This is a genomic window from Marixanthomonas spongiae, from assembly GCF_003095375.1.
Classification (GTDB): domain Bacteria; phylum Bacteroidota; class Bacteroidia; order Flavobacteriales; family Flavobacteriaceae; genus Marixanthomonas; species Marixanthomonas spongiae.
The window spans coordinates 160,812-185,119 of record NZ_QEHR01000007.1; the positions used below are offsets into that span (position 1 = coordinate 160,812).

At 38.7% G+C, this 24,308-nt stretch carries 20 protein-coding genes; 8 read left to right on the forward strand and 12 right to left on the reverse strand.

Translation table 11 applies throughout. The features are described from left to right. Positions 1-6: 6 nt before the first annotated feature. The gene (locus DDV96_RS11920) at positions 7-2,454 is read right to left on the reverse strand and encodes a YfhO family protein (RefSeq protein ID WP_116694995.1); all 2,448 of its coding nucleotides are present in this window, start codon (positions 2,452-2,454) and stop codon (positions 7-9) included. A 222-nt stretch (positions 2,455-2,676) separates the two neighbouring features. After that, positions 2,677-2,943 (reverse strand): DUF4834 family protein, encoded by a 267-nt coding sequence (locus tag DDV96_RS11925; protein WP_240607716.1) that lies wholly within the window; start codon positions 2,941-2,943, stop codon positions 2,677-2,679. 95 nt (positions 2,944-3,038) lie between these two features. Between DDV96_RS11925 and DDV96_RS11930 the strand changes: the two genes are divergently transcribed. Both DDV96_RS11930 and DDV96_RS11935 read left to right on the forward strand, forming a co-directional pair. After that, on the forward strand, positions 3,039-4,046 hold the full coding sequence (locus DDV96_RS11930) for a transporter (protein ID WP_116694996.1): 1,008 nt from the start codon (positions 3,039-3,041) through the stop codon (positions 4,044-4,046). 8 nt (positions 4,047-4,054) lie between these two features. Continuing rightward, positions 4,055-5,173 (forward strand): GTP cyclohydrolase, encoded by a 1,119-nt coding sequence (locus DDV96_RS11935; protein ID WP_116694997.1) that lies wholly within the window; start codon positions 4,055-4,057, stop codon positions 5,171-5,173. 658 nt (positions 5,174-5,831) lie between these two features. Here the strand turns inward: DDV96_RS11935 and DDV96_RS11945 are convergent. The 3 genes from DDV96_RS11945 to DDV96_RS11955 all read right to left on the reverse strand — a co-directional run bounded on the left by DDV96_RS11945 (position 5,832) and on the right by DDV96_RS11955 (position 10,487). Beyond that, the gene (locus DDV96_RS11945) at positions 5,832-7,091 is read right to left on the reverse strand and encodes an aminotransferase class I/II-fold pyridoxal phosphate-dependent enzyme (RefSeq protein WP_116694999.1); all 1,260 of its coding nucleotides are present in this window, start codon (positions 7,089-7,091) and stop codon (positions 5,832-5,834) included. 145 nt (positions 7,092-7,236) lie between these two features. Then, positions 7,237-8,274 (reverse strand): PLP-dependent cysteine synthase family protein, encoded by a 1,038-nt coding sequence (locus tag DDV96_RS11950; protein WP_116695100.1) that lies wholly within the window; start codon positions 8,272-8,274, stop codon positions 7,237-7,239. Between the two features lie 77 nt (positions 8,275-8,351). Further along, positions 8,352-10,487, reverse strand: a complete 2,136-nt coding sequence (locus DDV96_RS11955) for a S9 family peptidase (protein ID WP_116695000.1) — start codon at positions 10,485-10,487, stop codon at positions 8,352-8,354. Between the two features lie 65 nt (positions 10,488-10,552). Between DDV96_RS11955 and DDV96_RS11960 the strand changes: the two genes are divergently transcribed. Next, entirely contained in the window at positions 10,553-10,867 is a 315-nt protein-coding gene (locus DDV96_RS11960) for a YbaB/EbfC family nucleoid-associated protein (protein WP_116695101.1), read from the forward strand. A gap of 18 nt (positions 10,868-10,885) precedes the next feature. On the opposite strand, the gene DDV96_RS11965 is transcribed toward DDV96_RS11960, so the two are convergent. Beyond that, entirely contained in the window at positions 10,886-11,338 is a 453-nt protein-coding gene (locus DDV96_RS11965; RefSeq protein WP_116695001.1) for a thioredoxin family protein, read from the reverse strand. Between the two features lie 284 nt (positions 11,339-11,622). Here DDV96_RS11965 and DDV96_RS11970 point away from each other — a divergent pair, with 284 nt between their 5' ends. Then, positions 11,623-11,943 carry a YegP family protein gene (locus DDV96_RS11970; RefSeq protein ID WP_116695002.1) on the forward strand — a complete coding sequence of 107 codons (321 nt, stop codon included), beginning with the start codon at positions 11,623-11,625 and terminating at the stop codon, positions 11,941-11,943. A 51-nt stretch (positions 11,944-11,994) separates the two neighbouring features. On the opposite strand, the gene DDV96_RS11975 is transcribed toward DDV96_RS11970, so the two are convergent. Both DDV96_RS11975 and DDV96_RS11980 read right to left on the reverse strand, forming a co-directional pair. Continuing rightward, complete coding sequence (locus DDV96_RS11975; RefSeq protein WP_116695003.1) at positions 11,995-13,017, reverse strand: threonine aldolase family protein; 1,023 nt, start codon at positions 13,015-13,017, stop codon at positions 11,995-11,997. Between the two features lie 13 nt (positions 13,018-13,030). Next, positions 13,031-13,651, reverse strand: coding sequence for a hypothetical protein (locus DDV96_RS11980; protein WP_116695004.1), 621 nt, complete (start codon positions 13,649-13,651; stop codon positions 13,031-13,033). Between the two features lie 131 nt (positions 13,652-13,782). On the opposite strand from DDV96_RS11980, the gene prfB reads away from it, so the two are divergent. Further along, positions 13,783-14,890, forward strand: a protein-coding gene (gene prfB, locus DDV96_RS11985; RefSeq protein WP_116695005.1) for a peptide chain release factor 2 whose coding sequence is annotated in 2 segments (ribosomal slippage) — positions 13,783-13,845 and positions 13,847-14,890 — 1,107 coding nt in all. Because the reading frame shifts where the segments join, the coding sequence is not laid out codon by codon here. Between the two features lie 77 nt (positions 14,891-14,967). Then, on the forward strand, positions 14,968-16,257 hold the full coding sequence (locus DDV96_RS11990; protein WP_116695006.1) for a chloride channel protein: 1,290 nt from the start codon (positions 14,968-14,970) through the stop codon (positions 16,255-16,257). A 199-nt stretch (positions 16,258-16,456) separates the two neighbouring features. Here the strand turns inward: DDV96_RS11990 and DDV96_RS11995 are convergent, their stop codons facing one another. Genes DDV96_RS11995 through DDV96_RS12010 form a run of 4 tightly spaced genes read right to left on the reverse strand, consistent with a single transcriptional unit; the run spans position 16,457 to position 22,994 of the window. Continuing rightward, complete coding sequence (locus DDV96_RS11995; protein ID WP_116695007.1) at positions 16,457-18,238, reverse strand: hypothetical protein; 1,782 nt, start codon at positions 18,236-18,238, stop codon at positions 16,457-16,459. Positions 18,239-18,252: 14 nt separating this feature from the next. Further along, complete coding sequence (locus tag DDV96_RS12000) at positions 18,253-19,449, reverse strand: DUF4249 domain-containing protein (protein WP_165806009.1); 1,197 nt, start codon at positions 19,447-19,449, stop codon at positions 18,253-18,255. A gap of 33 nt (positions 19,450-19,482) precedes the next feature. Further along, complete coding sequence (locus tag DDV96_RS12005; RefSeq protein ID WP_116695009.1) at positions 19,483-22,227, reverse strand: carboxypeptidase-like regulatory domain-containing protein; 2,745 nt, start codon at positions 22,225-22,227, stop codon at positions 19,483-19,485. 35 nt (positions 22,228-22,262) lie between these two features. Beyond that, positions 22,263-22,994, reverse strand: a complete 732-nt coding sequence (locus DDV96_RS12010) for a hypothetical protein (RefSeq protein WP_116695010.1) — start codon at positions 22,992-22,994, stop codon at positions 22,263-22,265. A 458-nt stretch (positions 22,995-23,452) separates the two neighbouring features. On the opposite strand from DDV96_RS12010, the gene DDV96_RS12015 reads away from it, so the two are divergent. Further along, entirely contained in the window at positions 23,453-23,929 is a 477-nt protein-coding gene (locus DDV96_RS12015; protein ID WP_116695011.1) for a hypothetical protein, read from the forward strand. Positions 23,930-23,939: 10 nt separating this feature from the next. Further along, a complete protein-coding gene (gene arsC / locus DDV96_RS12020; RefSeq protein WP_116695012.1) occupies positions 23,940-24,281 on the forward strand; it encodes an arsenate reductase (glutaredoxin) in 342 nt (113 codons plus the stop codon). The last annotated feature ends 27 nt before the right edge of the window (positions 24,282-24,308 follow it).

The following is a 24,308-nucleotide window of genomic DNA, read 5'->3' on the forward strand; positions in this document are numbered from 1 at the left end:
AAAAGTTTAGACTTTGCCGGTTTCAGTAGTGTTCCTTTTAAAAGCGAAATAACCACCACCAATCACTATCAATAAAAGTAAAATACTACTGACTAAACTGATGGTGCTACCTGTTTTTATAACCTTTGGTTCAAATTTGAATTCAATTTTATGAACGCCTTCAGGCACCGTCATCGCTCGTAAAACATAGTTTGCTCGATAATACGTAGCGGGTTTGCCATCAATATATACATTCCAGCCGTGGGGATAATACACTTCAGAAAAAACAGCCAATTGTGGCGATGTTGTAGCCGCTTCATACACAATGTGCTGCGGATCGTGCTGCACCAAATCGATCGTGGCCGTGCTGTCGCGGGATATTTTTTCAACAGGAAGTTCATTTTTAAATTTTGAAGCAATTACCGCTGTCTTCTTTGTGTCAAGGCTATCCAACAACAGTAATTCATCATCAGCATTATCCGCTAAAATCACGTTGTCAACAAACCACGCATTGCCGTTGGCATAGGGATTGCGTTGTGCAACTGCGCCTCCATTTTTTCCTTGGGTAATGATGTATTTTACATTTAACATATTTAGCATCCCTATATTGCCCTTGCTTATGTAAAATTCATTCAAATCCTGCATTCTGCCAGGCTTGGCAGCGTGATAGCCTCCCAATGCATTGTGATAATAACTGGCACGTCCACTGTTAAACGCGTTTATGGTGGCATCGTACACCCTAAATGTTCCATCGTCTTTCTCTATTTGTAAATCTGCACCATTTTTCTGAAATGGCCGTTCCATAACCCGCGCCTGTACAAAATCGTCATTGTTAACGTACCGTCTATCGACCCCCACTAAATCAATTAAAATTAAAATGGCAAGTACTGAGATTACAGCTATTTCTTTCAGCTTTCCCTTTAAAAAGACCCACAACGTTCCCGCAGCCAATAAAACAAATATCAAGGAACGAATTGCATCTGAAGTCAACATCGCCGCACGATCTTCCCGAACGGCATCAAGTACCGGAAGGCTTAAATTTTCGCGAATGGAAGCATCGTAAAAGGAGTTAGAGAAATCCAACAGCGACGATTTAAACAAGATAAACAACAGTGCTACGCCTCCCGTTATTCCGGCGCTATATAGCAACGCTTTTTTCTTTTCTTCCTCGCGTTCAAATCTGCTGAAAAATTGGTGTAACCCGATTATTGCGAGAACAGGTAAAACCAACTCTATAATCACTTGTATGGACGAAACCGCCCTGAATTTACTGTACAAGGGGACGTATTCAATAAAAAATTCAGTCAACAAACTGAAGTTTTTACCCCACGAAAGAAATAAGCTCAATAAAAATGCAGCTGTAACCCACCATTTTAAACGGCCTTTCACTAAAAACAAAGCCAGAATCGCCAAAAAGACAACCACGGCCCCAATATAGGCCGGAGCTGCTACAATAGGCTGGTCGCCCCAATACGATGGCAATTGGTTGATAAGCTGGTTGGCTTCTTGGGGCGAGGCACCCATTTTCAATAAAGCTTCTTTGGTGGCACCGTCTTGTGGCAGGGGATCGCCAGAGCCCCCTCCCATAAAGTTTGGGATAAACAGGTTCAAGCTTTCCAGTTTTCCGTAGCTGTATTCTGTAATGTAATTAAAATCGAGGCCTTCCACTTGGTCTTTGGGCGAGCCATCAGCGTTAATGGTCAGCTCACTCTTTCCCCTAGTTGAAGTATCGGCATATTGTTTGGTTGCCAAAATATTGGTCGCATTGAGCCCCACGGCAATCAACACCGCGACCACCATAACGCCCAACGCTTTAAAGTAATGGGAGAGCATTTTTTTCTTTACCGCATCTATCAAGTAAGCCACCCCGATGCAAACAACCAAAAACAGTAAATAATAGGTCATTTGGTAGTGATTGGCCACCAGTTCGAGCCCCATGGCAATGGTGGTCAATAAAAAACCGTAAAGAAATTTTCCGCGGAAAGCTAAAAAAATACCACTCAGCACCAATGGCATATAAGCTATGGCGTGGGCTTTTGCATTATGGCCTACACCAAGGATAATAATAAGATACGTGGAAAAACCAAAAGCGAGCGCACCAAGAAAAGCAAGTTTATAGTCAACTTTTAACACCAATAATAAAATATAGAGCCCTATAAAATATAAAAACAAATAATCTGCCGGTCGGGGCAGAAACCGGATGGCAAGGTCTAAATCCTTGATGTAATTATGTGGGTATTTCGCCCCAAGTTGATATGTGGGCATACCTCCAAAAGCAGCATCGGTCCAGTAGGTCTCCTCTCCGGTTTCAGCACGGTAATCTTTAAGCTGCTTGGCCATTCCTTGGTATTGAACAATATCGCTTTGGTAAATAACCTTACCCTGCAACACAGGGCTAAAATACGCCAACGAAGCAATGATAAAAAGAAGGAATACAACAAGATGCGGCACGAATTTTTTAAGCGGGTGCTTCATAGCAACAGTTCATTTTTTTGAAGTGTGAAAATTAACAAAAATATGCTACAAACGACGCTATATTTTTACTTATAAATAGAAAATGAAGTGGTAACGGAATGGAGAGGTAAATTCACGTGTGAAAAATGCACTAAAAAATCAAGATAAGACCTTTGTTGCTAAAGCAGTTTTTTTAGTTGAAGCTGATATGGAAAGTTTCAAAGATTGTGAAATCGTTAAAAATCATTCCACCTCTTCATAATCCACATAATCGCCCACGGGTTCTTTATGGGTTTTATGTTTGGGGGGCATTTTATCAATGGTTACTTTTCCTTCTTTATCTCTTTTTGAAGTAGTGTTGCCGTGTGTTCCGTTAAAAGCTTGCTCAAATCGTTCTCCTGCTTTTTTGGCTATATATTTCATTAAAAAGGGCGTGGCCCATCGGATTAAAAGTTTCAACCCAAAATATACCAACAGGATGATTAATATCGTTTTTAAAAAAGTAATCATACACCACAAAAATACACATTGCCCAATAAAAAGACGAAGGCAATCTATTAAATAAATGATAAATTCTTATATCTTTGAATGAAACGAAAACCCCCATGCGCAACCTGTTTTTTTTTCTGTTTCTGATCGTTTTTGCTTTTACCACTCCCCTTTCGGCACAATATACCGATATGCTAAACGCCAACAGGCCCGGAGGTTCCCAAGGGGCTTTTTCGGTTGGCACCAATGTACTTCAACTGGAATCCGGTTTAAGCCTCGGAAACGAAGAACACCGCCTGCTTTTTACCGATGCCAACACTTTTTCTTGGGATTATGCCGTTCGCTACGGATTTTTAAAAGAAGAACTTGAAGTGAGCTTAATGGGCAGTTTCCAATCCAATAAAGTAACCGATACCCGTGGCGCCAACAATTTTGAACGCAAATTTGCCAACTTTAAAAGCAACACCTTAGGAGCAAAATATTTGCTGTACGATCCGTACCGAAACCGCGAAGCCAAAGGCCCCAATTTATACAGTTGGAAAGCCAACAACCGCATACAATGGTCCGATTTAATCCCTGCTATTTCGGTTTATGCAGGTGTTAACTTGGATATAACCGAGGACAACCCATTTACGCCCGAAGCTGAAAAATCCATCAGCCCCAAATTCGTGGTGTCCACTCAAAATAATTTTTTAGGCGGTTTTGTGTTCGTAACCAACCTGATCGTGAATCGGGTTACGACCGACACTCCAGAATACGGCTATATACTAACATTAACGCACGCGACCAATAGATATTTTTCCATATTTCTGGAAAACCAAGGCATTAAAAGCGACTTTTATGCCGACCAATTGCTCCGTGGCGGGGTAGCCGTGCTTATAAACAAGGATTTACAAATTGACCTTTCCGGTACCATAAACTTTAAAGACACTCCTTCCCTTTGGAGGGCACGATTGGGCGTTGCCTATCGGTTTGATATGCACCGGGAAGACGAATTTATAGAAGAAAAAGGAAAAAGTGGCCGAGAAAAGAGAAGACGCTACAAAGAACAAAAGAAAGAAAAAAACGAACGAAACAAACGAAAAGATGGCTGGGAAAGTGATGAAGATGGAAGCCAAATGTAATTTAGCGCATGATTGAAGTTAAAAAAGTAACCAACAAAAAAGAACTGAAACAATTTGTAACCTTTCCGTTCAAATTGTACAAAGATTGTCAATATTGGGTCCCGCCGTTAATCAAGGACGAGATGCAGACCCTTGACAAGGCCAAGAACCCGGTATTCAATAATGCCGATGCTTGGTATTTCCTGGCTTACAAAGATGGTGAAATCGCAGGAAGGATTGCCGTGATCATCAACAAGCTGGAAGTTGAGGAACAAGGCAAGAAAAAAGTCCGCTTCGGCTGGTTTGACGTCATTGACGATATTGAGGTGACCAAAGCCTTGCTAGATAAAGTATATGAAATTGGTGCCGAACATAATCTGGAATATACCGAAGGGCCAGTGGGTTTTTCCAATATGGAGAAAGCCGGTATCCTCACCATGGGTTTTGAAGAACTGAACACCATGATCACTTGGTACCATTATCCATATTATGCCAAACATTTTGAACAACTGGGCTTTGAAAAACAGGCCACTTGGGTAGAATATAAATTGAGCATTCCAGAATCCATTAAAGAAAAGGTGGCCAAGTTTTCAAAAATCGTAAAGCAACGGTATAACCTTTCTGTCATTCGGTTTAAGAACAAAAAGGAAATCTTGCCGTACGTGGATAAAATGTTTGAGTTGCTGAACAAAACCTATAATAATTTGCAGACGTTCGTACCCATTCAGCAATATCAAATAGATTATTACAAAGAAAAATATTTCAGCTTCATTCATCCAGATTACATCACATGCATCAAAGATGAAACCGGCAAACTCATTGCTTTTTCCATTGTGATGCCGTCTTTCAGTAAAGCCTTAAAAAAAGCGAACGGCCGTCTCTTCCCTACAGGATGGTACCATATTTTACAAGCCCAACGCAAAAACAACATCGCTGCTTTTTATTTAATTGGGATTGATCCCGAGTTACAAGGAAAAGGCGTGACTGCGATTATTTTTGAAGAAATGCAGCACTTATTCAATTCCAAAGGTATCGAACAAGTGGAAACCAACCCTGAACTAAAAGAAAATACCGCCGTACAATTGCTGTGGAAAGATTACGATCCCGTGCAGCACAAGGAACGGAGTACGTTTAGGAAGGAGCTATAAATAAGATTAAGTATAATTGAAAAGTTTCAACCAAGTTTATATTAGTTATTCATAATTTGAGAATTATACAAAAAAGAAAATTATTAGAATATAATTATGATAATTATCAAAAGGTAAATTGGGCTATTTTCATAATTACACTACTTGCAATAATAATTTTTCTATTCCAAATGCCTATGAAATTATTGAACTTTGGATTAGTTGTGTTATTTATTTTAGTACTTTCCTATTCAATAATTATGATGTTTTCAAAAAATGGATTAGCTGTTAAAAATGATTCATTATACAAAGCTGATTTTTTTTAGGTAAATTGATATTTAAGAGAGAAGTTAAATTATCAAACAATCACATCTTTTCAATTTTGAATTTACGAAAAAGTCAAAAGGTAGTTTACTCAATAGCCAGTCCAGATGCATCATATGGATTGATTTCTTATGACATCTATTTATTAAATGAAAAACATACTCAAAAAGAGCATGTTATATCATTGAGAAACGAGCTGAGTAGCAAAAAAGCATCTGAATTTATTTCAAAATACACTAACTTAAAATTTGAAGTATATAGTCCAGATTTCAGTTAAAAAAAACTACAGTTAACAAAAAGCAATAATTTTAATCAACTAAAAAAGTTTAAGATTCCCGTCTGCACAGGAATTAAGTTACTCCCCCATCGCCTGTGCCACAGCAGCCGAAAGTCGTTTGTAGGTGCCATCTTCCAAGCGGTCGCGAATAGCTGAAAAAGCATCTAATGTTTCGTTAATGTCATCCATGGTGTGGGATGCGGTTGGGATCATTCTCAACAAAATCAATCCTTTAGGTATTACAGGGTAAACCACTATGGAACAGAATATTCCGTGGTTTTCACGAAGGTCTTTTACCAAAGCCATCGCCTCAGGGATACTTCCCTTTAAATATACTGGCGTTACACAACTTTGTGTGGTTCCAATATCGAATCCACGCTTTTTTAACCCACCTTGTAAAGCGTTTACGTTTTCCCACAGCTTTTCTTTAAGCTCTGGCATGGTACGCAACATATCCAGACGTTTTAGGGCACCTTCAACCAATTGCATTTGCAAGGACTTGGCAAACATTTGGGAACGCAGGTTGTATTTTAAATACGATATAATTTCATCATCGGCAGCGATAAAAGCACCGGTGCTGGCCATGGATTTTGCAAACGTGGCAAAATACACATCAATACCGTCTTGCACGCCTTGCTCCTCACCTGCTCCGGCACCTGTTTTTCCCAAGGTACCAAAACCGTGAGCATCGTCAACAAACAGGCGGAAGTTATATGTTTTTTTAAGGGCGACGATTTCTTTTAATTTTCCTTGCTCGCCTCGCATGCCAAAAACGCCTTCAGAAATAAGCAATATCCCGCCACCGGTTTTTTCAGCAACCTTTTCGGCACGTTTCAGGTTTTTTTCGATACTTTCCATATCGTTGTGCTTATAGGTAAACCGTTGACCCAAATGCAAGCGCACGCCGTCGATAATACAGGCGTGGGCATCTACATCATACACAATGACGTCGTCTTTTGATACCAAGGCATCGATGGTAGAAACCATTCCTTGGTAGCCAAAATTCAATAAATAAGCCGCCTCTTTGCTTACAAAAGCAGCCAGTTCTTTTTGCAATTGTTCGTGCAGATCGGTATGGCCGCTCATCATACGGGCACCCATAGGATAGGCCGATCCATATTTTGCACCGGCTTCGGCATCTACTTTTCGTACTTCGGGATGGTTGGCAAGTCCTAAATAATCATTAACGCTCCAAGTGATCACTTCTTTGCCGTTAAAACGCATTCTGTTGCCTATAGGACCTTCAAGCTTCGGAAACACAAAATAGCCTTCTGCTTGCTCTGCCCATTTTCCCAACGGACCTTTGTCCTTGTAAATTTTATCGAATAAATCTTTCATCAAGTTTTTTTGTTTCAATGCAGGGTGCAAAAATAGGGAATTTACTTCCCAAAGCCATATTCTTTTCCTGAAGATATTGACAAGTAAGGAATACCCTGTTCAAAAATTTAAAAAATACGGTATTTAAGGTGGTTTTCTTAAAAAGTTATTTTACTACCTGTACCGAAGCGGTCTGTTCCACTTCAGTGTCCATAAAGCCTTGTTGTTCCATCCATTCATCACTGTATATCTTGCTCATGTAGCGCGAGCCGTGATCTGGAAAAATAACGACAATAGTACTGGCTTTATCAAATTCACCATTTTCTTCCAATTGTTTTAAGCCTTGCATAGCTGCACCGCTTGTATAACCTGCAAAAATACCTTCGGTTTTGGCCAATTCGCGTGCCGTGTGGGCACTTTCGTCATCAGTTACTTTAATGAATTCGTCTATGGAATCAAAATCGGTAGCCGCAGGGATCAAGTTTTTCCCCAGCCCTTCAATGCGATAGGGATAAATTTCGTTTTTATCGAATTCACGGGTTTCGTGGTATTTCTTCAAAACAGAACCAAACGCATCGATACCTATAACTTTAATATTTGGGTTTTGTTCTTTCAGAAAACGGGCCGTACCTGAAATAGTCCCTCCAGTTCCACTGCACGCTACCAAATGGGTAATCTGTCCTTTGGTCTGGTTCCAAATTTCGGGACCTGTGGTTTTATAATGGGCATCGATGTTGAGCTGGTTGAAATATTGGTTAATATAAACCGAGCCTTCGGTTTCTTCGTGCAGCCTTTTGGCCACTTCGTAATAGGAACGCGGATCGTCTGCCGGAACGTGCGCCGGGCAAACATAGACCTTGGCACCCATGGTACGGAGCATATCGATTTTATCTTTAGACGATTTGGAACTCACGGCCAAGATGCATTTATAGCCTTTAAGAACGCTCACCATAGCAATGCTGAATCCCGTGTTGCCGCTGGTTGTTTCAATAATAGTGCTGCCTGGCTTTAAAATTCCTTTCTCTTCGGCCTGTTCTATAATATAGAGTGCAATACGGTCTTTTGAAGAATGACCGGGGTTAAAGGCCTCCACTTTGGCAAAGTAATTGCCTTTCATGTTCGCCGTAATGTTATTGAGTTTAATTAACGGAGTGTTTCCTATTAATTGCAACACATTAGCATGCGCCTGAATTTCTTCTTTCATAAAGAGGGGTTTTGTTAGTAAAAATCCAGCAAAAGCCTTCATTTAAAAACAAGGCAAAGTTACATTAATTATTTTAATTACGCTTTAATTTGCTCTAAATCGAGTATAAAGGCATAATCCATCGCTACTTCTTTCAAGGCTTCGAACCTTCCGGAAGCCCCGCCATGACCAGCATCCATATTGGTGTGGAACAGTAATTTGTTGTTGTCGGTTTTAAGTTCCCTAAGTTTGGCTACCCATTTTGCGGGTTCCCAATACTGTACTTGCGAATCGTGCAGACCGGTTGTCACCAATAAATTTGGGTAGTCCTGTTTGGTAACGTTATCGTAGGGAGAATACGATTTTATGTAGTCGTAATATTCTTTTTCATTGGGGTTTCCCCATTCGTCATATTCTCCGGTTGTTAACGGAATACTATCATCTAGCATAGTCGTTACCACATCTACAAACGGTACCGAAGCGATCACGCCATTGTACAGCTCTGGAGCCATATTGACGATGGCGCCCATTAACAGCCCACCGGCCGAACCGCCAGAAGCATATAAATGGTCTGCGGAAGTATAGCCTTCTTCAATTACATATTTTGAAGCATCCACGAAATCGGTAAAGGTGTTTTTCTTTTTCAGTAATTTACCATCTTCGTACCACTGGCGGCCTAAATATTCACCTCCACGAACGTGTGCAATGGCAAAAATAAACCCACGGTCCAACAGGCTTAACCGTACGGTTGAAAAATACGGATCGATCGTGGAACCATACGAACCATACGCATACAGCAGAAATGGATTGCTGCCATCTTTTTCAATCCCTTTGCGATATACCATAGAAATGGGAATTTTGGTGCCATCTTCGGCTGTGGCCCATACCCGTTTGGACTCGTAATTGTCTTTGTTGAACTTCCCGCCCAATACTTCCACTTCTTTCTTAACCGTCTTTTCACGGGTTTTCATGTTGAAATCGATCACCGAAGCCGGCGTGATGAGCGAATTATATCCATAACGCAGCGTGTCGGTATCAAATTCCCGGTTTTGTATGGTGTAGGCAGTATAGGTTTCGTTATCGAACGGCAAGTAATAGTCATCGGTCTGGTCCCAACGCATAATCCGTATTTTGTTCAGGCCGTTGTTGCGTTCGCTGATCACCAAATAATCCTTGAAAATATCAATATCTTCCAGCAACACAGTTTCCCTATGTTCAATCACATCTTTCCAGTTTTCTTTCAGTGTATTCGTTTCGGGTGTTTTCATCAACTTAAAGTTGGTTGCCCCATCTTTGTTGGTCAACACGTAAAAATCGGTACCGAAGTGAGAAATACCATACTCCAGTCCCCTTTCACGCGGTTGAAACACTTTGAAATTTCCGTTAGGGTTATCGGCATCCAAAATTTGATATTCTGACGTCAACGTACTATTGCTGCCTATTACCAAGTATTTGTCCGATTTCGTTTTGTAGATATAAGTAATGAAGGTTTCATCTTCTTCGGTATAGATCAATTCATCCGTACTTGGCTCAGTCCCTTTTGTATGCCTGAAAATTTCATTGGACCGAAGCGTTTGCGGATCTTTCCGCGTATAGAACAAAGTCTTGTTATCATTGGCCCAAGTAGAGCTTCCAGTCGTGTTTTCAATGGTTTCAGGTAAAATTTCCCCAGTTTCAAGGTTTTTGATATGCAGTTTATACTGCCTCCTGCTCACGGTATCCACCCCAAAAGCCACCCACTTATTGTCCGGGCTCACGTTAATGCCCCGTAAGTTATAATACGAATGGTCTTTGGCCATATCGTTTACATTGAACAAAACCTCCTCTTCAGCACTTAATGAGCCTTTTTTTCGGGAATAAATGGGGTAATCGTTCCCTTTCTCAAACCGCGTGATGTAATAATAACCGTTGTAAAAATAAGGAACCGACGCGTCATCTTCCTTTATCCGGCTTTTCATTTCTTCAAAGAGGTCTTTCTGGAACGCTTTGGTATGCTCGGTCATCTTCTCGTAATACGCGTTTTCCCGCTCCAGATAATCAATCACTTCTTCATTTTCACGGTCGTTGAGCCAATAATAATCATCAATGCGCACATCGCCGTGCATTTCAAGGTTTTTAGCGATTTTAGTAGCTTTTGGTGGGGTGATGTCCATATTTTCTTCGGAAGTTTTATCTGTTTTACAGGAAACGGCAAAAATAAGGCATACTACGGAAACAATTAGGGATTTTTTCATCTTTAAAAGGTTGAATGGTACGTAGGCAAATTAGTAAATTTGTATCTAATTTAAAACAAAAAAATATGTTTGGAGATATGATGGCCAAATTGAAGGAGGCCCAAGAAAAAGTAGAAGCTACCAAAAAACGATTGGATACCGTTTTGATCGACGAAAAAAGCAGCGACGATTTACTGAAAATAACCTTGACCGCCAATCGGGAAATCAAAAAGATTGAAATTGACGACTCACTTCTGAAAGATAAAGAGCAATTGGAAGATTACCTGGTGGTGCACTTAAACAAAGCCATAAAAAAAGCAACCCAAGTAAACGAGGCCGAAATTGGAGCTGTCGCCAAAGAAGGTATGCCCAATATCCCGGGGATGGATATGTTTAAATAACCATTGCAAAACAACTTCTTATAAGTGCTCGTCCAAAAACTTAAAATGCTCGCTGGTATCGCGTGAAGGGCTGTAGCCGGAAATCTTGCCCAGCTCCTTGCCTCTGGGGTTGAGCATTAAAATTTTCGGGAAAGTCTGTTGTTTGTTGTATTGGGCTATAACGGTTTTGTTATAGTCCAGTTGTTTTTGTGAAAGCAGATCGACCTTTCTTGGATAATCGATCACAACCAAAACCAAGTCCTTGGCTTTTTCTTTAAATTTTGGACTTTCAAAAAAATCTTCTTTCAGCATTTTACAGGGAGCGCACCAATCGCTGCCGGTAAAGTATAGTAAAATGGGTTTGTCATTTTCTTTTGAAATAGCTTGTGCTTCTTCTAAATTGGTGTGCCAATTAAGCAAATTGTTTTTTTTCATTTGTGCCGAAGCCACGACCGTAAAAAAAAGGAAGGCTAAATACATTAATCGTTTCATAAATGTCCTGTTTTCATTTAAAAAAAAACTTCCACTAATTAAGTAATAAGAACCACGCCACAATTGCAAAAAAGTTCGATCATTTAACAATTTGTTTGGTCAATTTTATCATTTTTTTCAGCGATTTCTTCATTAGGCAGTAGAACCTTTATTGACAAAAACCAACAATACGTAACACTCATTAATGCCTCTTTACAGTCATTAGCGGTCTTGTTTTTTCATAAAATGGGTTTTTTTTAAGATATTTAACGGTTGAAACAAGTGTTAACCTAAAAATCAAGAATATGTTTGAATTGAAACAAAGCGGTGACAAGTATCACTTTAACTTAAAAGCAGGCAATGGACAGGTGATTCTTTCCAGCCAAATGTACGCTTCGAAAGCGAGTGCGATGAACGGAATCGAGTCTGTTCAAAAAAATTGCGGCAATGACGATTGCTACGAAAAGAAGACCGCCAAAAACGGGAAGTTCCATTTTAACGTAAAAAGTACCAACGGACAGATTATTGGAAGTAGCCAAATGTACGCAGCCGAAAGCGGCATGAACAATGGTATCGAGTCGGTAAAGAAAAACGCTCCAGGAGCGGAAGTGAAAGAAGTAGAGTAACTATTCTCTTATTTAAAAACTTAAAAGCTCCGTTTTTAGGAGCTTTTTAAGTTAGTTATAGTTAGATAATACATCCAAAAACCGCTCGTGCATCGCATCGGTATAATCCAAGTGGGTTACTACTCTTAACTTCCCCTGTCCCATATTGCTAATGATGATGTCTTGCTCCTCCAAATCGCTCATAAACCGTTCTTCGGAAAATTCTTCTTTTAAATAAAAGATAACAATATTGGTTTCGGTGGGTTCTACTTTTGAAACGTAGGATTGTTTTTTTAAAGTTTCAGCAATTTCCGAAGCTTTTTTGTGGTCTTCTGCCAATCGATCAATGTGGTTTTCAAAAGCATACCATCCGGCTGCGGCCATAAAACCTATTTGTCGCATCCCGCCGCCCAAAACTTTCCGAACGCGCATGGCGTTTTGCATTATTTTTTTTTTCCCTAACAGAACAGTGCCCAACGGCGCTCCCATCCCCTTGCTCAAACAAATAGTCAACGTATCAAAAACTTTACCGTAGTCTTTTGGGTTTTCTTTTTTGGCCACGATGGCGTTCATTAACCGGGCACCATCTAAATGCAACCCTAAATTGTGGTTATCGCAAACGTTTCGAATTTTTTTTATTTCATCAAAATCGTAACACGCCCCTCCTCCTTTATTGGTCGTGTTTTCTAAGCAGACCAAGGTGGTCAACGGACTGTGGTAAAAATCGGGCGGGTTGATATTTTCTTCTACTTGTGTCGCAGTAATCATCCCGCGGTCGCCATCGACCAACTTGCACGACACCCCACTGTTAAAGGAAACGCCGCCACCTTCGTAATTAAAAACGTGCGCCCATTTATCGCAGATAAGTTGTTCGGCAGGTTGGGTATGCAGTTTAATGGCGGCTTGATTGGCCATGCTTCCGGTAGGGAAAAAAAGTGCTTCGTCCATCCCAAAAAGTTCGGCCACGTACTTTTCAAGTTTGTTCGCGGTGGGGTCTTCTTTATAGACATCGTCCCCTACTTCGGCTTCCATAATGGCTTGCAACATTCCTTTGGTGGGCTTGGTAACAGTGTCACTGCGTAGGTCTATTTTCATTATCTTTATTGTTTTACTGTCTTCTTAATTCACTTTTAGTTTTAACGATTACATCATCAATCATCTTATCGAGAGCTACTAATTTTAATTGCTGATTGTATTCGTAATTGAGATTGCTTTGCCTAGAATCGTTTGTTAAATCAAACTCATTAAATTTTTGTTCAAAGGTACCCATTGGCGTTGTAAAAGAAAACTCGTGCGAACAAGGATATACTTTTGCCCGTTCGATTGGGGAATTTTTCGGATTGGCCACCTTGTACTCTTTAACCGGATTGTTTTTAAGAGCCAGTTTATTCTTCAGAAAAAAATCAAATAACTCGTTGTTTTCCAGTTTCATTTTTATAAAAGGGCCACAATTATCGGTTTTTGTAATATATGTTTCGTTGTCTTTTTGCCAAAACAAATAGTATTCACTGAAATTTCCGTTGGTAACACATTTTTCTTCTTCATTCAATTTAATAATTCGTGTTTCGCCTAAGCAGGTACGATTGGTATAAAGATAGTTTTCAATGTTTTGCCTATCTAAGTTTTTAGTCATTTCAGTCATAATTGAATAGGGGACCAATTCATTATTGTACTGGCCTATACTAATGGTACTTATAAGTAGTGAAAGCAGTAAAAGATATGGTTTCATAATAAATTGATTTACTTGGTTAATAAGACTTAAAGTTATAAAAATAGGTGGAATTAATTTCCGCTTGCCGACTTTAATCCTATTTTTGTTTTTTTGAATGAAATTGTAAACAAAGCAAACCGAACCACGATATGATTACGAACGATCAACTCCAAGACCTTAAGGATCGCCTGGATGCCCTAAGGCAGTATCTTTGACGTAGCCGGAAAACGAATAGAGATACAAAACGACGAAGAAAAAACCTTCGACCCGAATTTTTGGGACAATCCGCAAGAAGCCGAAGTGTTTATGCGCCAACTTCGGAATAAAAAAAAGTGGGTGGAAGACTATGAAGAAGCCGTAAACTTTACCGAAGACGCCGAAGTTATTTACGAGTTTTTCAAAGAAGGCGAAGGCGAAGCTGAAAACGTTGAAAACCGTTACAACAAAGCCCTAAAAGCCATTGAAGATTTAGAGTTTAAAAACATGTTGAGCGAGGAAGGCGACGATTTAAGTGCCGTATTGCAGATAACGGCTGGCGCCGGTGGTACCGAGAGCTGCGACTGGGCCAGTATGCTCATGCGCATGTATTTAATGTGGGCCGAAAAACACGGTTTTAAAATAAAAGAACTCAATTATCAAGAAGGCGATGTAGCCGGCATTAAGACCGTAACTTTAGAAATTGACGGTGATTATGCTTTTGGGTGGTTAAAAAGCGAGAACGGCGTCCACCGGTTGGTGCGCATCTCCCCTTTTGACAGCAACGCCAAGCGCCACACCAGTTTTGCCAGTGTATATGTGTACCCGTTGGCCGATGATTCCATTGAAATTGAGATAAACCCGGGCGATATTTCGTGGGATTTTGCACGCAGTAGCGGTGCAGGCGGTCAAAATGTGAACAAAGTAGAAACCAAAGCTATTTTAACCCACAAACCTTCGGGGATTGTGATTCATAATTCTGAAACGCGCTCCCAGTTGGAAAACCGGCAAAAAGCCATGCAAATGTTGAAATCGCAATTATACGAAATCGAGCTTCGGAAACAGCAAGCCCAGCGTGCCGAGATTGAAGACAGCAAAATGGCCATTGAATGGGGGTCGCAAATACGGAACTATGTGTTACACCCCTATAAATTGATAAAAGACGTGCGCACCGGAGAGGAAACTGGAAATACTGATGCTGTTTTGGATGGTGATCTGGACGACTTTTTAAAAGCCTATTTAATGATGACCGGGCAGAAAGAGAAAAGCGATGAGCTTTAATGTGTGTACAATATGCAGTATTCAGATGGCAGTGTCGATAGTTATAATCTGCAATTAGTTAAAAAACAATACGATTCGTGAAACTTAAAAGAAGAAGGAAGCTTGTAAAATATGTAAACATACTGGATAGGCCTATTTCTTTTAATCCATTTCTGTTCAGCCGTAATTTTTTATTATGGGCCTTTTTAGGGTTGTTGGGCGGTGTCATCGCTGGCATTTATTGGATTGTTTTAATTTACCTTACCGACACCATTGCTTTTTTTGAGGGTTGGCAAGTGATCCCTGCGATGGCTATTTCCGGTTTATTGGCGGGCATTATCATTCATCTTATAGGCGATCCGGGCGAAATCCACTTGATTGTGAACAACATCCGTTTCAATAAAGGCAAACTGGACCCCAAAAACAATCCGTCCATGGTGCTTTCTTCCCTGCTTTGCGTGGCCTCTGGCGGAAGTTTGGGTCCAGAAGCACCTTTAGTACAAGTAACGGGATCTACGGGAACGTGGTTAGGAAAAGTATTTCGCCTAAAAGGAGAAGATAGACGCTCGTTGAGCATTGCCGGGATGGCCTCGGGTTTTACCGCTTTATTTGGGGCACCATTGGGTGCAAGTTTGTTCTCTTTGGAAATATTGCACCATAAGCACGCCGTGGAATATTATAAAGCCATAATTCCGGCCTTTGTGGCGAGTTCCTTCAGCTACATCATTTTTGCACTTATTGTCCATTTGGGACTCGGTCCCACTTGGGAGCTTCCGGCCTACGAGATAGAATCCACTTACGATTTTGGTTTTGCGGTATTGTTTGCCGCTGCCGGGGCAGTTATTGCTTGGCTTTTTATTTTTTGCACCAAGTTTTTAAAATCGGCTTTTGGAGCGATGGCAGTGCCAATTTATATTAAAACCCTCATAGGAGGTGTTGTTTTAGGGATTATAGCATATTACCTGCCCGTAACCCGGTATTTTGGGCATTATGAAATTAATGAACTTCTGTTCAGCGAATATTCACTTGCGTTATTAGTTGCCATTCTTGTTTTTAAAGTCTTGGCAATTTCGGTTACGGTAACTTCGGGATGGCGCGGTGGTTTTATAATCCCGTTGTTTTTTGTAGGTGCCACCTTGGGGTTGATCATACACCATGTTTTTCCTTCGGTTGAAGTTTCATTGGCGGTTATTTGCTGTATGGCATCGGTTAATGCGTGTGTTACGCGTACTCCTATGAGCACCACGATTCTCTTGGCGACATTAACGGGGTTCACCTATTTTATTCCTATACTTTTTGCGAGCTTGACCGGTTATTTTTTAGCGCCAAAAATACCATTTATCGGTTCGCAGATGGACAAGAAGGAGAGAAAGCAATTCGACTTGTAAAAGGCATAAAAAAACAAAGAGAACAAAATGTAAGATCACATTTTAATTCTCTTTGCTACCATAATTCTTTAAGGAGCATTACCTCTCTAAGTTCAATGGGTTTTTTCTCAGCTGTTTAACTTAAGCACCCCAATTATGATATGATAAATATAATAATAACTTTTGAAATTTATACTATATTTTCATTTTTTTAACATAATTATTCTACCATAAATGTTTCTTTTAGGAAAATTGGCATTCCTTTTTTGGAAAACCCTTCTATTACAATTTCATAAACGCCAAGAATATCGGAGGTATAGCAGGTAATTTCTTTACTGGATTCCGTCATTTTAAAATCTGGCAACCAAAGTAATTGTCTTCTATAATCAGGTACCCGTTTTAGTGTTTCTGAAGCATTAGTGTTAGGGTAAACTTGTTTAAAATATTTTTTTTTCTGTTGAATAGGTAACACTTCAACTTGTTTTACATAGTCACTTAAAGGGGTTTCATAAAAATCACCTTCTATTGTTTTCACAACCATGACTCCTTGAAAAGTTTGCGAACCATAATAATACTTGTCTTGCATTATGGCTATACTTTCCACTTTATTAGCACTATAGTCTATTAATTTTTGATGATCCTGTACAAAAAAACCATCTACCAATAACAGCACAGAAGCATTGCTGCGCAAGCTATTGTCTTTTTCCCTAATTGCAAACGCACCCTTGCCATTTTTCCAATCTATCCAGGCATCGTTCACAATTTCTACCATAGTTTCTTTCATAGTGGGAAAACGAGTGTATTCATCTAAATTATAGATCTTACTCTTTTTTGTGTAGATAGAAGTATGTGGTGGTATCGTTTTTACGGTGTCAGGTTTTACACTGTAATATGCGTTTTCAATCTGATTGTAAACACTGCGGTCAACAATCAACTTTTTCATTTGTGGGATAATATAAAAATGGGCGAAATCTAACTTCTCAAAACTTATTGGAACTTGCTTGTTTACATCTATTTCAAACGTATTATCAAAATCATTAAGCACTTGCAATGCTATCGTATTATTTGAATATGGCCTATCGATATTAAAATAGAAATTTCCTTCAGTATCCACATTGGATATTTTAAAAATAAAATTATCACCCGGAATGGATAGTGCTACTTTTTGTTTTTCAAGATTCTGGTTTTCTGAAATGGCAGTTATTTTTCCAGTAAGTAGCTCACCCCTTAACTCTGGTATTATAAGTCTATTTTGAGAATTAATATTTTGCAAATCGTTATCTGAAAGAGCTGTACAACGTTTTAACGGAGTATGCGAAACAGTATCTAGCTTTCTAATGGATAATGAATAATCACCGTGTAAAATTTGGCTATTGTTGTTTTTAAATTTTATTGTTACAGGACTTCTTTTTGAATACTTACTTTTATCTGTTGCGATATTTAAACCAACATTGCTAATTTGGTTAATGTCTGTAATATTTGACTCAATCTTCACATTCTGATTTTGAGTTTTATATTTGGCACCAGAGTTGTTTTTTTTAAGTGCACTTTGATTTCCCCTATATGGATTAATAATAGTAATGTCTTGTTGAAAATAATTGTCAGCACTTTTTGAGAGCATATTCATGGTATAAGAAACAATTTTATAATTTCCTGACGGTATGGTAGTAGGAATAAAAAAATCGCCTTGTCCAGTTCCTGAAACCAATGGTATTTTATGTTTAAAAACAGAGGTTTTACTTTCATTGATCAGTTCAAGATACGCAACCTTACTAAGGTTGCTTAAATTTTCGGTTTTTGAATTGAGAACATAGATTTTATAATACAAATACTCCCCTACAAAAAACAAAGACGTATTCAAGTGGGTAAAAACCTGTTCATTGGGTATTGGCGATGTATCATTATGTTGGCTTTTGGAAGGATAGGTATTTTGTGCTTGCGCAAAAACACTCGAACATAAAGCCAAAAACAAAAATAGAATATAAAGCGTCTTTTTATTCATCTATAAAAATTAAATTATTCTTCCCAAAATTCTGGAACCACATTGGTGCCAAAGACAGTACAGTCAACACAAGGTACGGGAGCTACCAAATAAGGACCATAACCAATATCATCGTTACCGGGCCCTATTGGTTCTTCAACGAATTTAACCGCTCCGCTTCCTACTAAGTTTACCAACGCTGGCACCTCTGGTCGATTAAGCTCACAATCCTCAACAAAGAGCCCCAACGGACCCTCCTCTGGAGAAAAATAATCTGAATAGTTGAAAAACACGCGTTTTGAAGAAACAGCCGCAAGTTCAAAAAACCCGATCACTTTTTCATTATCGTTGCTAGTTGAAAAAAGATTTCCGCTAATAAATCCAGGTTGCACTTGCGAAAACAGGCTCTCCGAACCTGAAAAGTCTTTTAGCGTTTCATAAAACACATAAGCATCCCTGGAAATAACAAACTGTTTTGCCAGTAAACTGTAACGGGTGGAAATCTTCGGGTTTTCCCTTTTTAAAAAACGTATTTGGAATTGGCTCAATCGGTCTTCGGAAAGCGGATTTGTATTAGCCAGTAATATATTAGTGGAAGGTATTGTATTGTAACAGGTATATTCTTCCCGATTTTTACGCACAAGTTTGACTTTTGGCGGGTTGTAACTAACCACTTCTATATCCTTGTGTGCAAAATAGCGGGAAACAATTTTATACGTTTCTTCAAACTCAAAACGGTAATAACTTCCTTGTGTATCTGGATTATAGCTATCTAAAAAAATTGCAACACCGAGCGCTCCATTTTCGTTGGTTTCCCGTTGAGCATATAAATTATCAATTTGAGAAATGCTTGCTAAAGCGGTAGGGTCAGAACCATAACTTCTACCATTGGCAGTTGTTATGGATAGCTCGTAGTCTCGATCGGGTTGAGCTGAAAAGGTAGTAGTTGATTGATAAATACCTGGCACATCGGTTTCTTCAAAAGAAAATTGATTTCCCATATTGTCTTTTACCAATACCGTTGCATTTGTTTCGGCCGAAGGTCCATCTTCCTCAAACCGAAATGTCCTGCTTAGTTTGATTTTTTGTGGTTTGGTTTCATTGGTGATGGTAGCCTCCACTACAAGAGCACTTTCAAAAGTTTCTGTTTCAAAATCAATTTCCTCAACACATCCGCAGAAAAGAAAGACTGTTAAAACCAGTGAAAAAACGGAAACTTTCTTCAACTTCAAATTTTTATGTCGCATCCCTGTGTTCATCATAAATCAAAATTTAAAGTTATACGTTATTGTTGGCACCGGAACGGAAAAAATAGAACTTTGATACGCTTTTACCTCTCCCCCATCTGTCACAAAAAATACGGAATAGGGATTACTACGCCCTAATACGTTGTAAACCGAAATATTCCAAAAACTGTGCGCCAGCTTATCCAGTTTATGGTTTCCTTCAAAATTAATGCTTAAATCCAATCGGTAATAATCTGGTATTCTGTATTCATTTCGATCACTGTACAACACAAACTCGGAGTTGTTAATCTCATAACTTCCAACAGGGTACGTAATAGGTCGTCCCGTTTGGTAAACAAAGTTGGCCGAAAGGCTAAAACGCTCCGTTAATTTGTAATTGGCAACGACACTTATATCATGAGGTTTGTCGTAATTTGAAGGAAAAAAATCACCGTTATTTATTTGTTCTTCCTTAAAATCACTGTCTAATTTAAGAAAAGAGCGGGAATAACTATAACTCAACCAACCATTTAACTTCCCCGTTTTTTTTCTAACCAAAAACTCAATTCCATACGCTTTTCCTTTGCCTTGCAGTAGCTCTGTTTCCACATTTTCGTTCAGTAAAAGCTGAGCTCCCGTTTTAAAATCCAGAATATTTTTAGAAGTTTTGTAATATCCTTCCAAGCTTACTTCGTATTGATTGCCATCAAAATTATGATAGAAACCCAAACCGTATTGATTGGCCCGTTGGGGTTCTATGTTCAGGTCAGAAAGCTTCCACATATCGGTTGGTGATACTGTTGTATTGTTTGACAAAGTGTGGACATATTGAATGGTATTGTTAAAACTCGCTTTTACCGAAAACTCCGGATTAAAAGAATAGCGTGCAGAAACACGGGCCTCTGGACCGCCATAGGTTTCAATGGCTTCATTCTTTTTGTAACTAAGCGTATCGGTCACCGTGGCATCGTTTAACGGAACCCCGTCCATATAACTTCGTTGCGTAGCCTCCCCCAAAGCAGAAAAAGTGGAGTACCTAATACCGGCATTCAATTCCAGTTTCTCGTTTACAGTAAAATTATCTGACAAAAACACGGCGCTTTCCAGCCCTCTTTCTTTTGGGATTTTTAACGGATCTACAATAGAATTGCTTTCTGAAGGTTGTATCTCGCCAGGTTGTACATTGTACAATTTTGTGGAAATACCATAATCCAAGGTGTGTTTGTTGTTCAGTTTTGAATTTAATTTTAACTTTAATTGGGTTTCGTTGATGCTGTACCCTAAATCAAAATCGGTATCTGTTGAGCCGTCGTATTCAATATTGTATTTGTATTCACTATTCAGCAATAATAGACTTCCTTTATTCTGCTCATTAAATCTGTGGTTCCATTGCAAGGAAACCAAACGGTTACTATACCCAAATAACGAATCTGAAGTAATACCATATCGATCTTTACTGTAATATCCTGTGCCTTTTATCTCGTTATTTTCGTTTAATTGATGGTTGTATTTTACAATGGCATCATAAAAAGAAGCTTCGCTATTTTTCAAAGACTCTTCATCGAGCGATTTCAAAATCCAATCTGAATACGTTGCCCGGACCCCAGCCATAATCCCGGCTTTATCCTTAACAATTGGGGTTTCTAACGTCAAGTTAGCCGTTACTGGACCAATAGAACCTTCGCCTGAAAATTTTTCTGTGGTAGCATCGCGGGTAGAAATATCAAAAACCGAAGAAAGCCTTCCGCCATATTCGGCAGGGATGCTTCCTTTATAAATATCCACATTCCCCGAAGTAAACGGGTTGATGGAAGAAAAAATTCCGAAGAAATGAGAAGGATTGTAAATAACACCTTCATCTAAAAGAATCAGATTTTGATCTGCTTTTCCACCTCTAACATTATATCCAGCGGCTCCTTCCCCAGCGTTGGAAATACCCGGAAGCGTGGTTGCCACCTTTAAAATATCACGTTCGCCCAATACCAACGGGATGTTCTTAATAACTTTTACATCGATGGTTTCTGCGCCGGTTTCTGCTTTTTTAACATTGTTATCTGCTTCGTTTTCTAAAAAAACCTCCCCAAGCATTTCGTAATCTTCATTCAAGGCCATATCGAGACGACCGTCATTATAGATAATCACCCTTTTTTGTATATCTTCAATACCAATTAATTTGGTTTCCAACATACTGACACCCGGACGTAATGAAATGGAATAAAAACCATCGTCATTTGTTGTCGTTCCTGTACTACTGTCTTGTACTAAAATCGCGAGGTCTGGAATAGGTTTCCCTGTTAATGAGTTGGTAACATATCCGCTTAAGGTATATCTGTTGCGGGAAATGCTTTGGTTTTCTTTTCCAATGCGTACCGTTTCAACAAGTGATTTTTTATTTGATTTTTCTTGATTGTAAAAAATTGGGGAATATGCTTCATTATCACCTTGCTGATCTATAATGGAATCTTTTTTCTCTTTCGGAAAAAACCCTTCGGGAAGTTTATCATAAACCAAACTGTTTCTAGTAAGAATAATCCGCTTGTCGTTGGTGATATAATAGTTTAAAACCGTTTTGTCCAAGAGGCCTTTCAATAGCGTGTCCATCGTTACCTTATCAAAATTTCCGCTTACCGTTTTGCCGTCAATCCAATCTTTTAAATAAAAGAAGCGATAGTCTGTTTTTTTTTCAATAGTTATAAACGCTTCTTCCAACGGGGTATCGTTAAAAGAGACTGTCATGGTATTGGTATCCTGTGCTACACTAACTTGTACAAAGAAAATTAGCATTAAAAAGATACTGAACGCAATACGGAACTTGTTTATTATTGTTTTGATAGCAATGTATTTATTTGTTTGGCATATGCAAGAATACCAGCATCTGGATTATCTCTTTTTACCAAACCATCTATACCTAACGAATTTATTTCTTTTTTATAATCTGGAAACAATTGAATAAAATCCCGCTTGTTTTTTACCGAATAATACATGTTTTGATATAAAAGAAAGTAATAAGGCTTCTTAGGCTTAAATAGATACATAATGGTTTCTTCTTTTATTCGTTTTAGCCTTTTTTTTCTATGTTTCTTAAAAACAACAAGTTGAGAGGTTTTTAATAACTCTTCATAAAAACCAGACAGATCGTCATCTTTATTTTCTGTGCTCTTGTTTACTATTTTCTTAAAGCTTCTGTTTGTAATATGGAAAGACTTTATCAATTCTTTAAAGGGCTGTAAAATTGTAGTGCCGTTCTCCCCTGTTAACTGCAGTATTACTTCATCATTAAAAACATCATATTTCAACGGAATGTTATAATATGTTTGACCATCATAATCAATGCTTCCAGACTGAAAACCATTGTTGTACAGAAATTTTTTGAATTCCCCTTTGGCTTTTTCCACATCAATATACGCCACGCCATTGTAAAGACCCGTATTTTCAATTCCTATAGTAGTATCAAACCAGTTGTATTGCTTTTCAATGTCAAAATCTTGTGCAATAACATATAAATTTGGCAATAAAATTAATAGTAAAAGCCAGAGTTTATTCTTATTCATATGCACTAAATTACTTAAAATTTTATTAAATAAATGATTGCCACCAAAGCTGTCTTACTTCTGAATTTTTTGAAAGCTTATAACCTTCTGAGAGACAAGCACATTTAATTATTTTTATTTTAATTCTGAATTGTTTTAGGCATGCTTTTCAGTGAAATAAGCAAGCAAAACATAAGCCTAAAAAAGTTTAACCGGTTATTTGAAAACCACTTCAACTTAAAGGAGAAATTTAAAAACACAAAGCCATTGAAAAGCATTAAAGGTTTTGGGCTTGTTGGATGATGCTGCAAACTTGATCGATCCTTCTACCGGCGAAGGAATTGGCAACGCAATCTGCAGTGGCCTTATCGCTGCTGCACATATTCCATGTCAGATGATGTGATCTTAATAAAGAAATGGGGAAACCAAGTTTTCATGTGAAGCTTCTTTTCAATTTTTAATATGTATATTTCCATTATATGAAACCAGCCACCGTTGCCCAACTGAAAAAAGAATTGATATTCCGCTCCTCGGATGAATTGGAAGAACTCTGCCTGCGTTTGGCGAAATTCAAAAAAGAGAACAAAGAATTGCTTACCTATTTATTGTTTCAATCGCATAACGAACAAGAATATATTGAAAGTGTAAAGCAAGTAATTGACGACGGATTTTCAACCATAAATACCAACAGCTATTATTATATGAAGAAAACCGTTCGGAAAGTGCTGCGAATGGTCAAAAAGTACATTCGGTATTCAAAAGAGAAAGAAACCGAAGTGGAATTGCTTTTGTATTTTTGTGAACAGTTAAAAAGCCTAAAACCATCCATAAAGAGGAACAAAACATTGACCAATTTATATGAACGGCAATTAACGTTGGCTAAAAAACGAATAAGCGAGCTGCATGAAGACTTGCAGCACGATTTTACCTTGGAAATAGAAAAACTAAACCTATAAAAAAAACGCTATGACAACCATTTATCACAATCCCAGATGCAGTAAATCCCGCCAAACCCTTCAGTTACTGGAAGAGGAAAATGAAGAGATCAACATCGTCAAGTACTTAGAAACCCCACCTAATAAAGCCGAATTAAAAAACATCATCGATCTTTTGGGCGTAAAACCTTCCGCATTGGTTCGGAAAAACGAAAAAATATGGAAAGAAAACTTTAAAGGAAAAGAACTTTCTCAAGAAGAAATCATCGACGCCATGATCGCACACCCCAAACTAATTGAACGGCCTATAGTTATAAAAGACAACAAAGCCACTATCGGCAGGCCTCCCGAAAATATATTGAGCATATTGTAAAAATTTTTTCTGCAACCATTCAGTTTA

What these genes read in the sequence shown, in the direction of transcription:
- DDV96_RS11920 (WP_116694995.1), bottom strand. Translation starts at nt 2,454, where the DNA reads ATGAAGCACCCGCTTAAAAAATTCGTGCCGCATCTTGTTGTATTCCTT.
- DDV96_RS11925 (WP_240607716.1), bottom strand. Translation starts at nt 2,943, where the DNA reads ATGATTACTTTTTTAAAAACGATATTAATCATCCTGTTGGTATATTTT.
- DDV96_RS11930 (WP_116694996.1), top strand. Translation starts at nt 3,039, where the DNA reads ATGCGCAACCTGTTTTTTTTTCTGTTTCTGATCGTTTTTGCTTTTACC.
- DDV96_RS11935 (WP_116694997.1), top strand. Translation starts at nt 4,055, where the DNA reads ATGATTGAAGTTAAAAAAGTAACCAACAAAAAAGAACTGAAACAATTT.
- DDV96_RS11945 (WP_116694999.1), bottom strand. Translation starts at nt 7,091, where the DNA reads ATGAAAGATTTATTCGATAAAATTTACAAGGACAAAGGTCCGTTGGGA.
- DDV96_RS11950 (WP_116695100.1), bottom strand. Translation starts at nt 8,274, where the DNA reads ATGAAAGAAGAAATTCAGGCGCATGCTAATGTGTTGCAATTAATAGGA.
- DDV96_RS11955 (WP_116695000.1), bottom strand. Translation starts at nt 10,487, where the DNA reads ATGAAAAAATCCCTAATTGTTTCCGTAGTATGCCTTATTTTTGCCGTT.
- DDV96_RS11960 (WP_116695101.1), top strand. Translation starts at nt 10,553, where the DNA reads ATGTTTGGAGATATGATGGCCAAATTGAAGGAGGCCCAAGAAAAAGTA.
- DDV96_RS11965 (WP_116695001.1), bottom strand. Translation starts at nt 11,338, where the DNA reads ATGAAACGATTAATGTATTTAGCCTTCCTTTTTTTTACGGTCGTGGCT.
- DDV96_RS11970 (WP_116695002.1), top strand. Translation starts at nt 11,623, where the DNA reads ATGTTTGAATTGAAACAAAGCGGTGACAAGTATCACTTTAACTTAAAA.
- DDV96_RS11975 (WP_116695003.1), bottom strand. Translation starts at nt 13,017, where the DNA reads ATGAAAATAGACCTACGCAGTGACACTGTTACCAAGCCCACCAAAGGA.
- DDV96_RS11980 (WP_116695004.1), bottom strand. Translation starts at nt 13,651, where the DNA reads ATGAAACCATATCTTTTACTGCTTTCACTACTTATAAGTACCATTAGT.
- DDV96_RS11995 (WP_116695007.1), bottom strand. Translation starts at nt 18,238, where the DNA reads ATGAATAAAAAGACGCTTTATATTCTATTTTTGTTTTTGGCTTTATGT.
- DDV96_RS12005 (WP_116695009.1), bottom strand. Translation starts at nt 22,227, where the DNA reads ATGCTAATTTTCTTTGTACAAGTTAGTGTAGCACAGGATACCAATACC.
- DDV96_RS12010 (WP_116695010.1), bottom strand. Translation starts at nt 22,994, where the DNA reads ATGAATAAGAATAAACTCTGGCTTTTACTATTAATTTTATTGCCAAAT.
- DDV96_RS12015 (WP_116695011.1), top strand. Translation starts at nt 23,453, where the DNA reads ATGAAACCAGCCACCGTTGCCCAACTGAAAAAAGAATTGATATTCCGC.
- arsC (WP_116695012.1), top strand. Translation starts at nt 23,940, where the DNA reads ATGACAACCATTTATCACAATCCCAGATGCAGTAAATCCCGCCAAACC.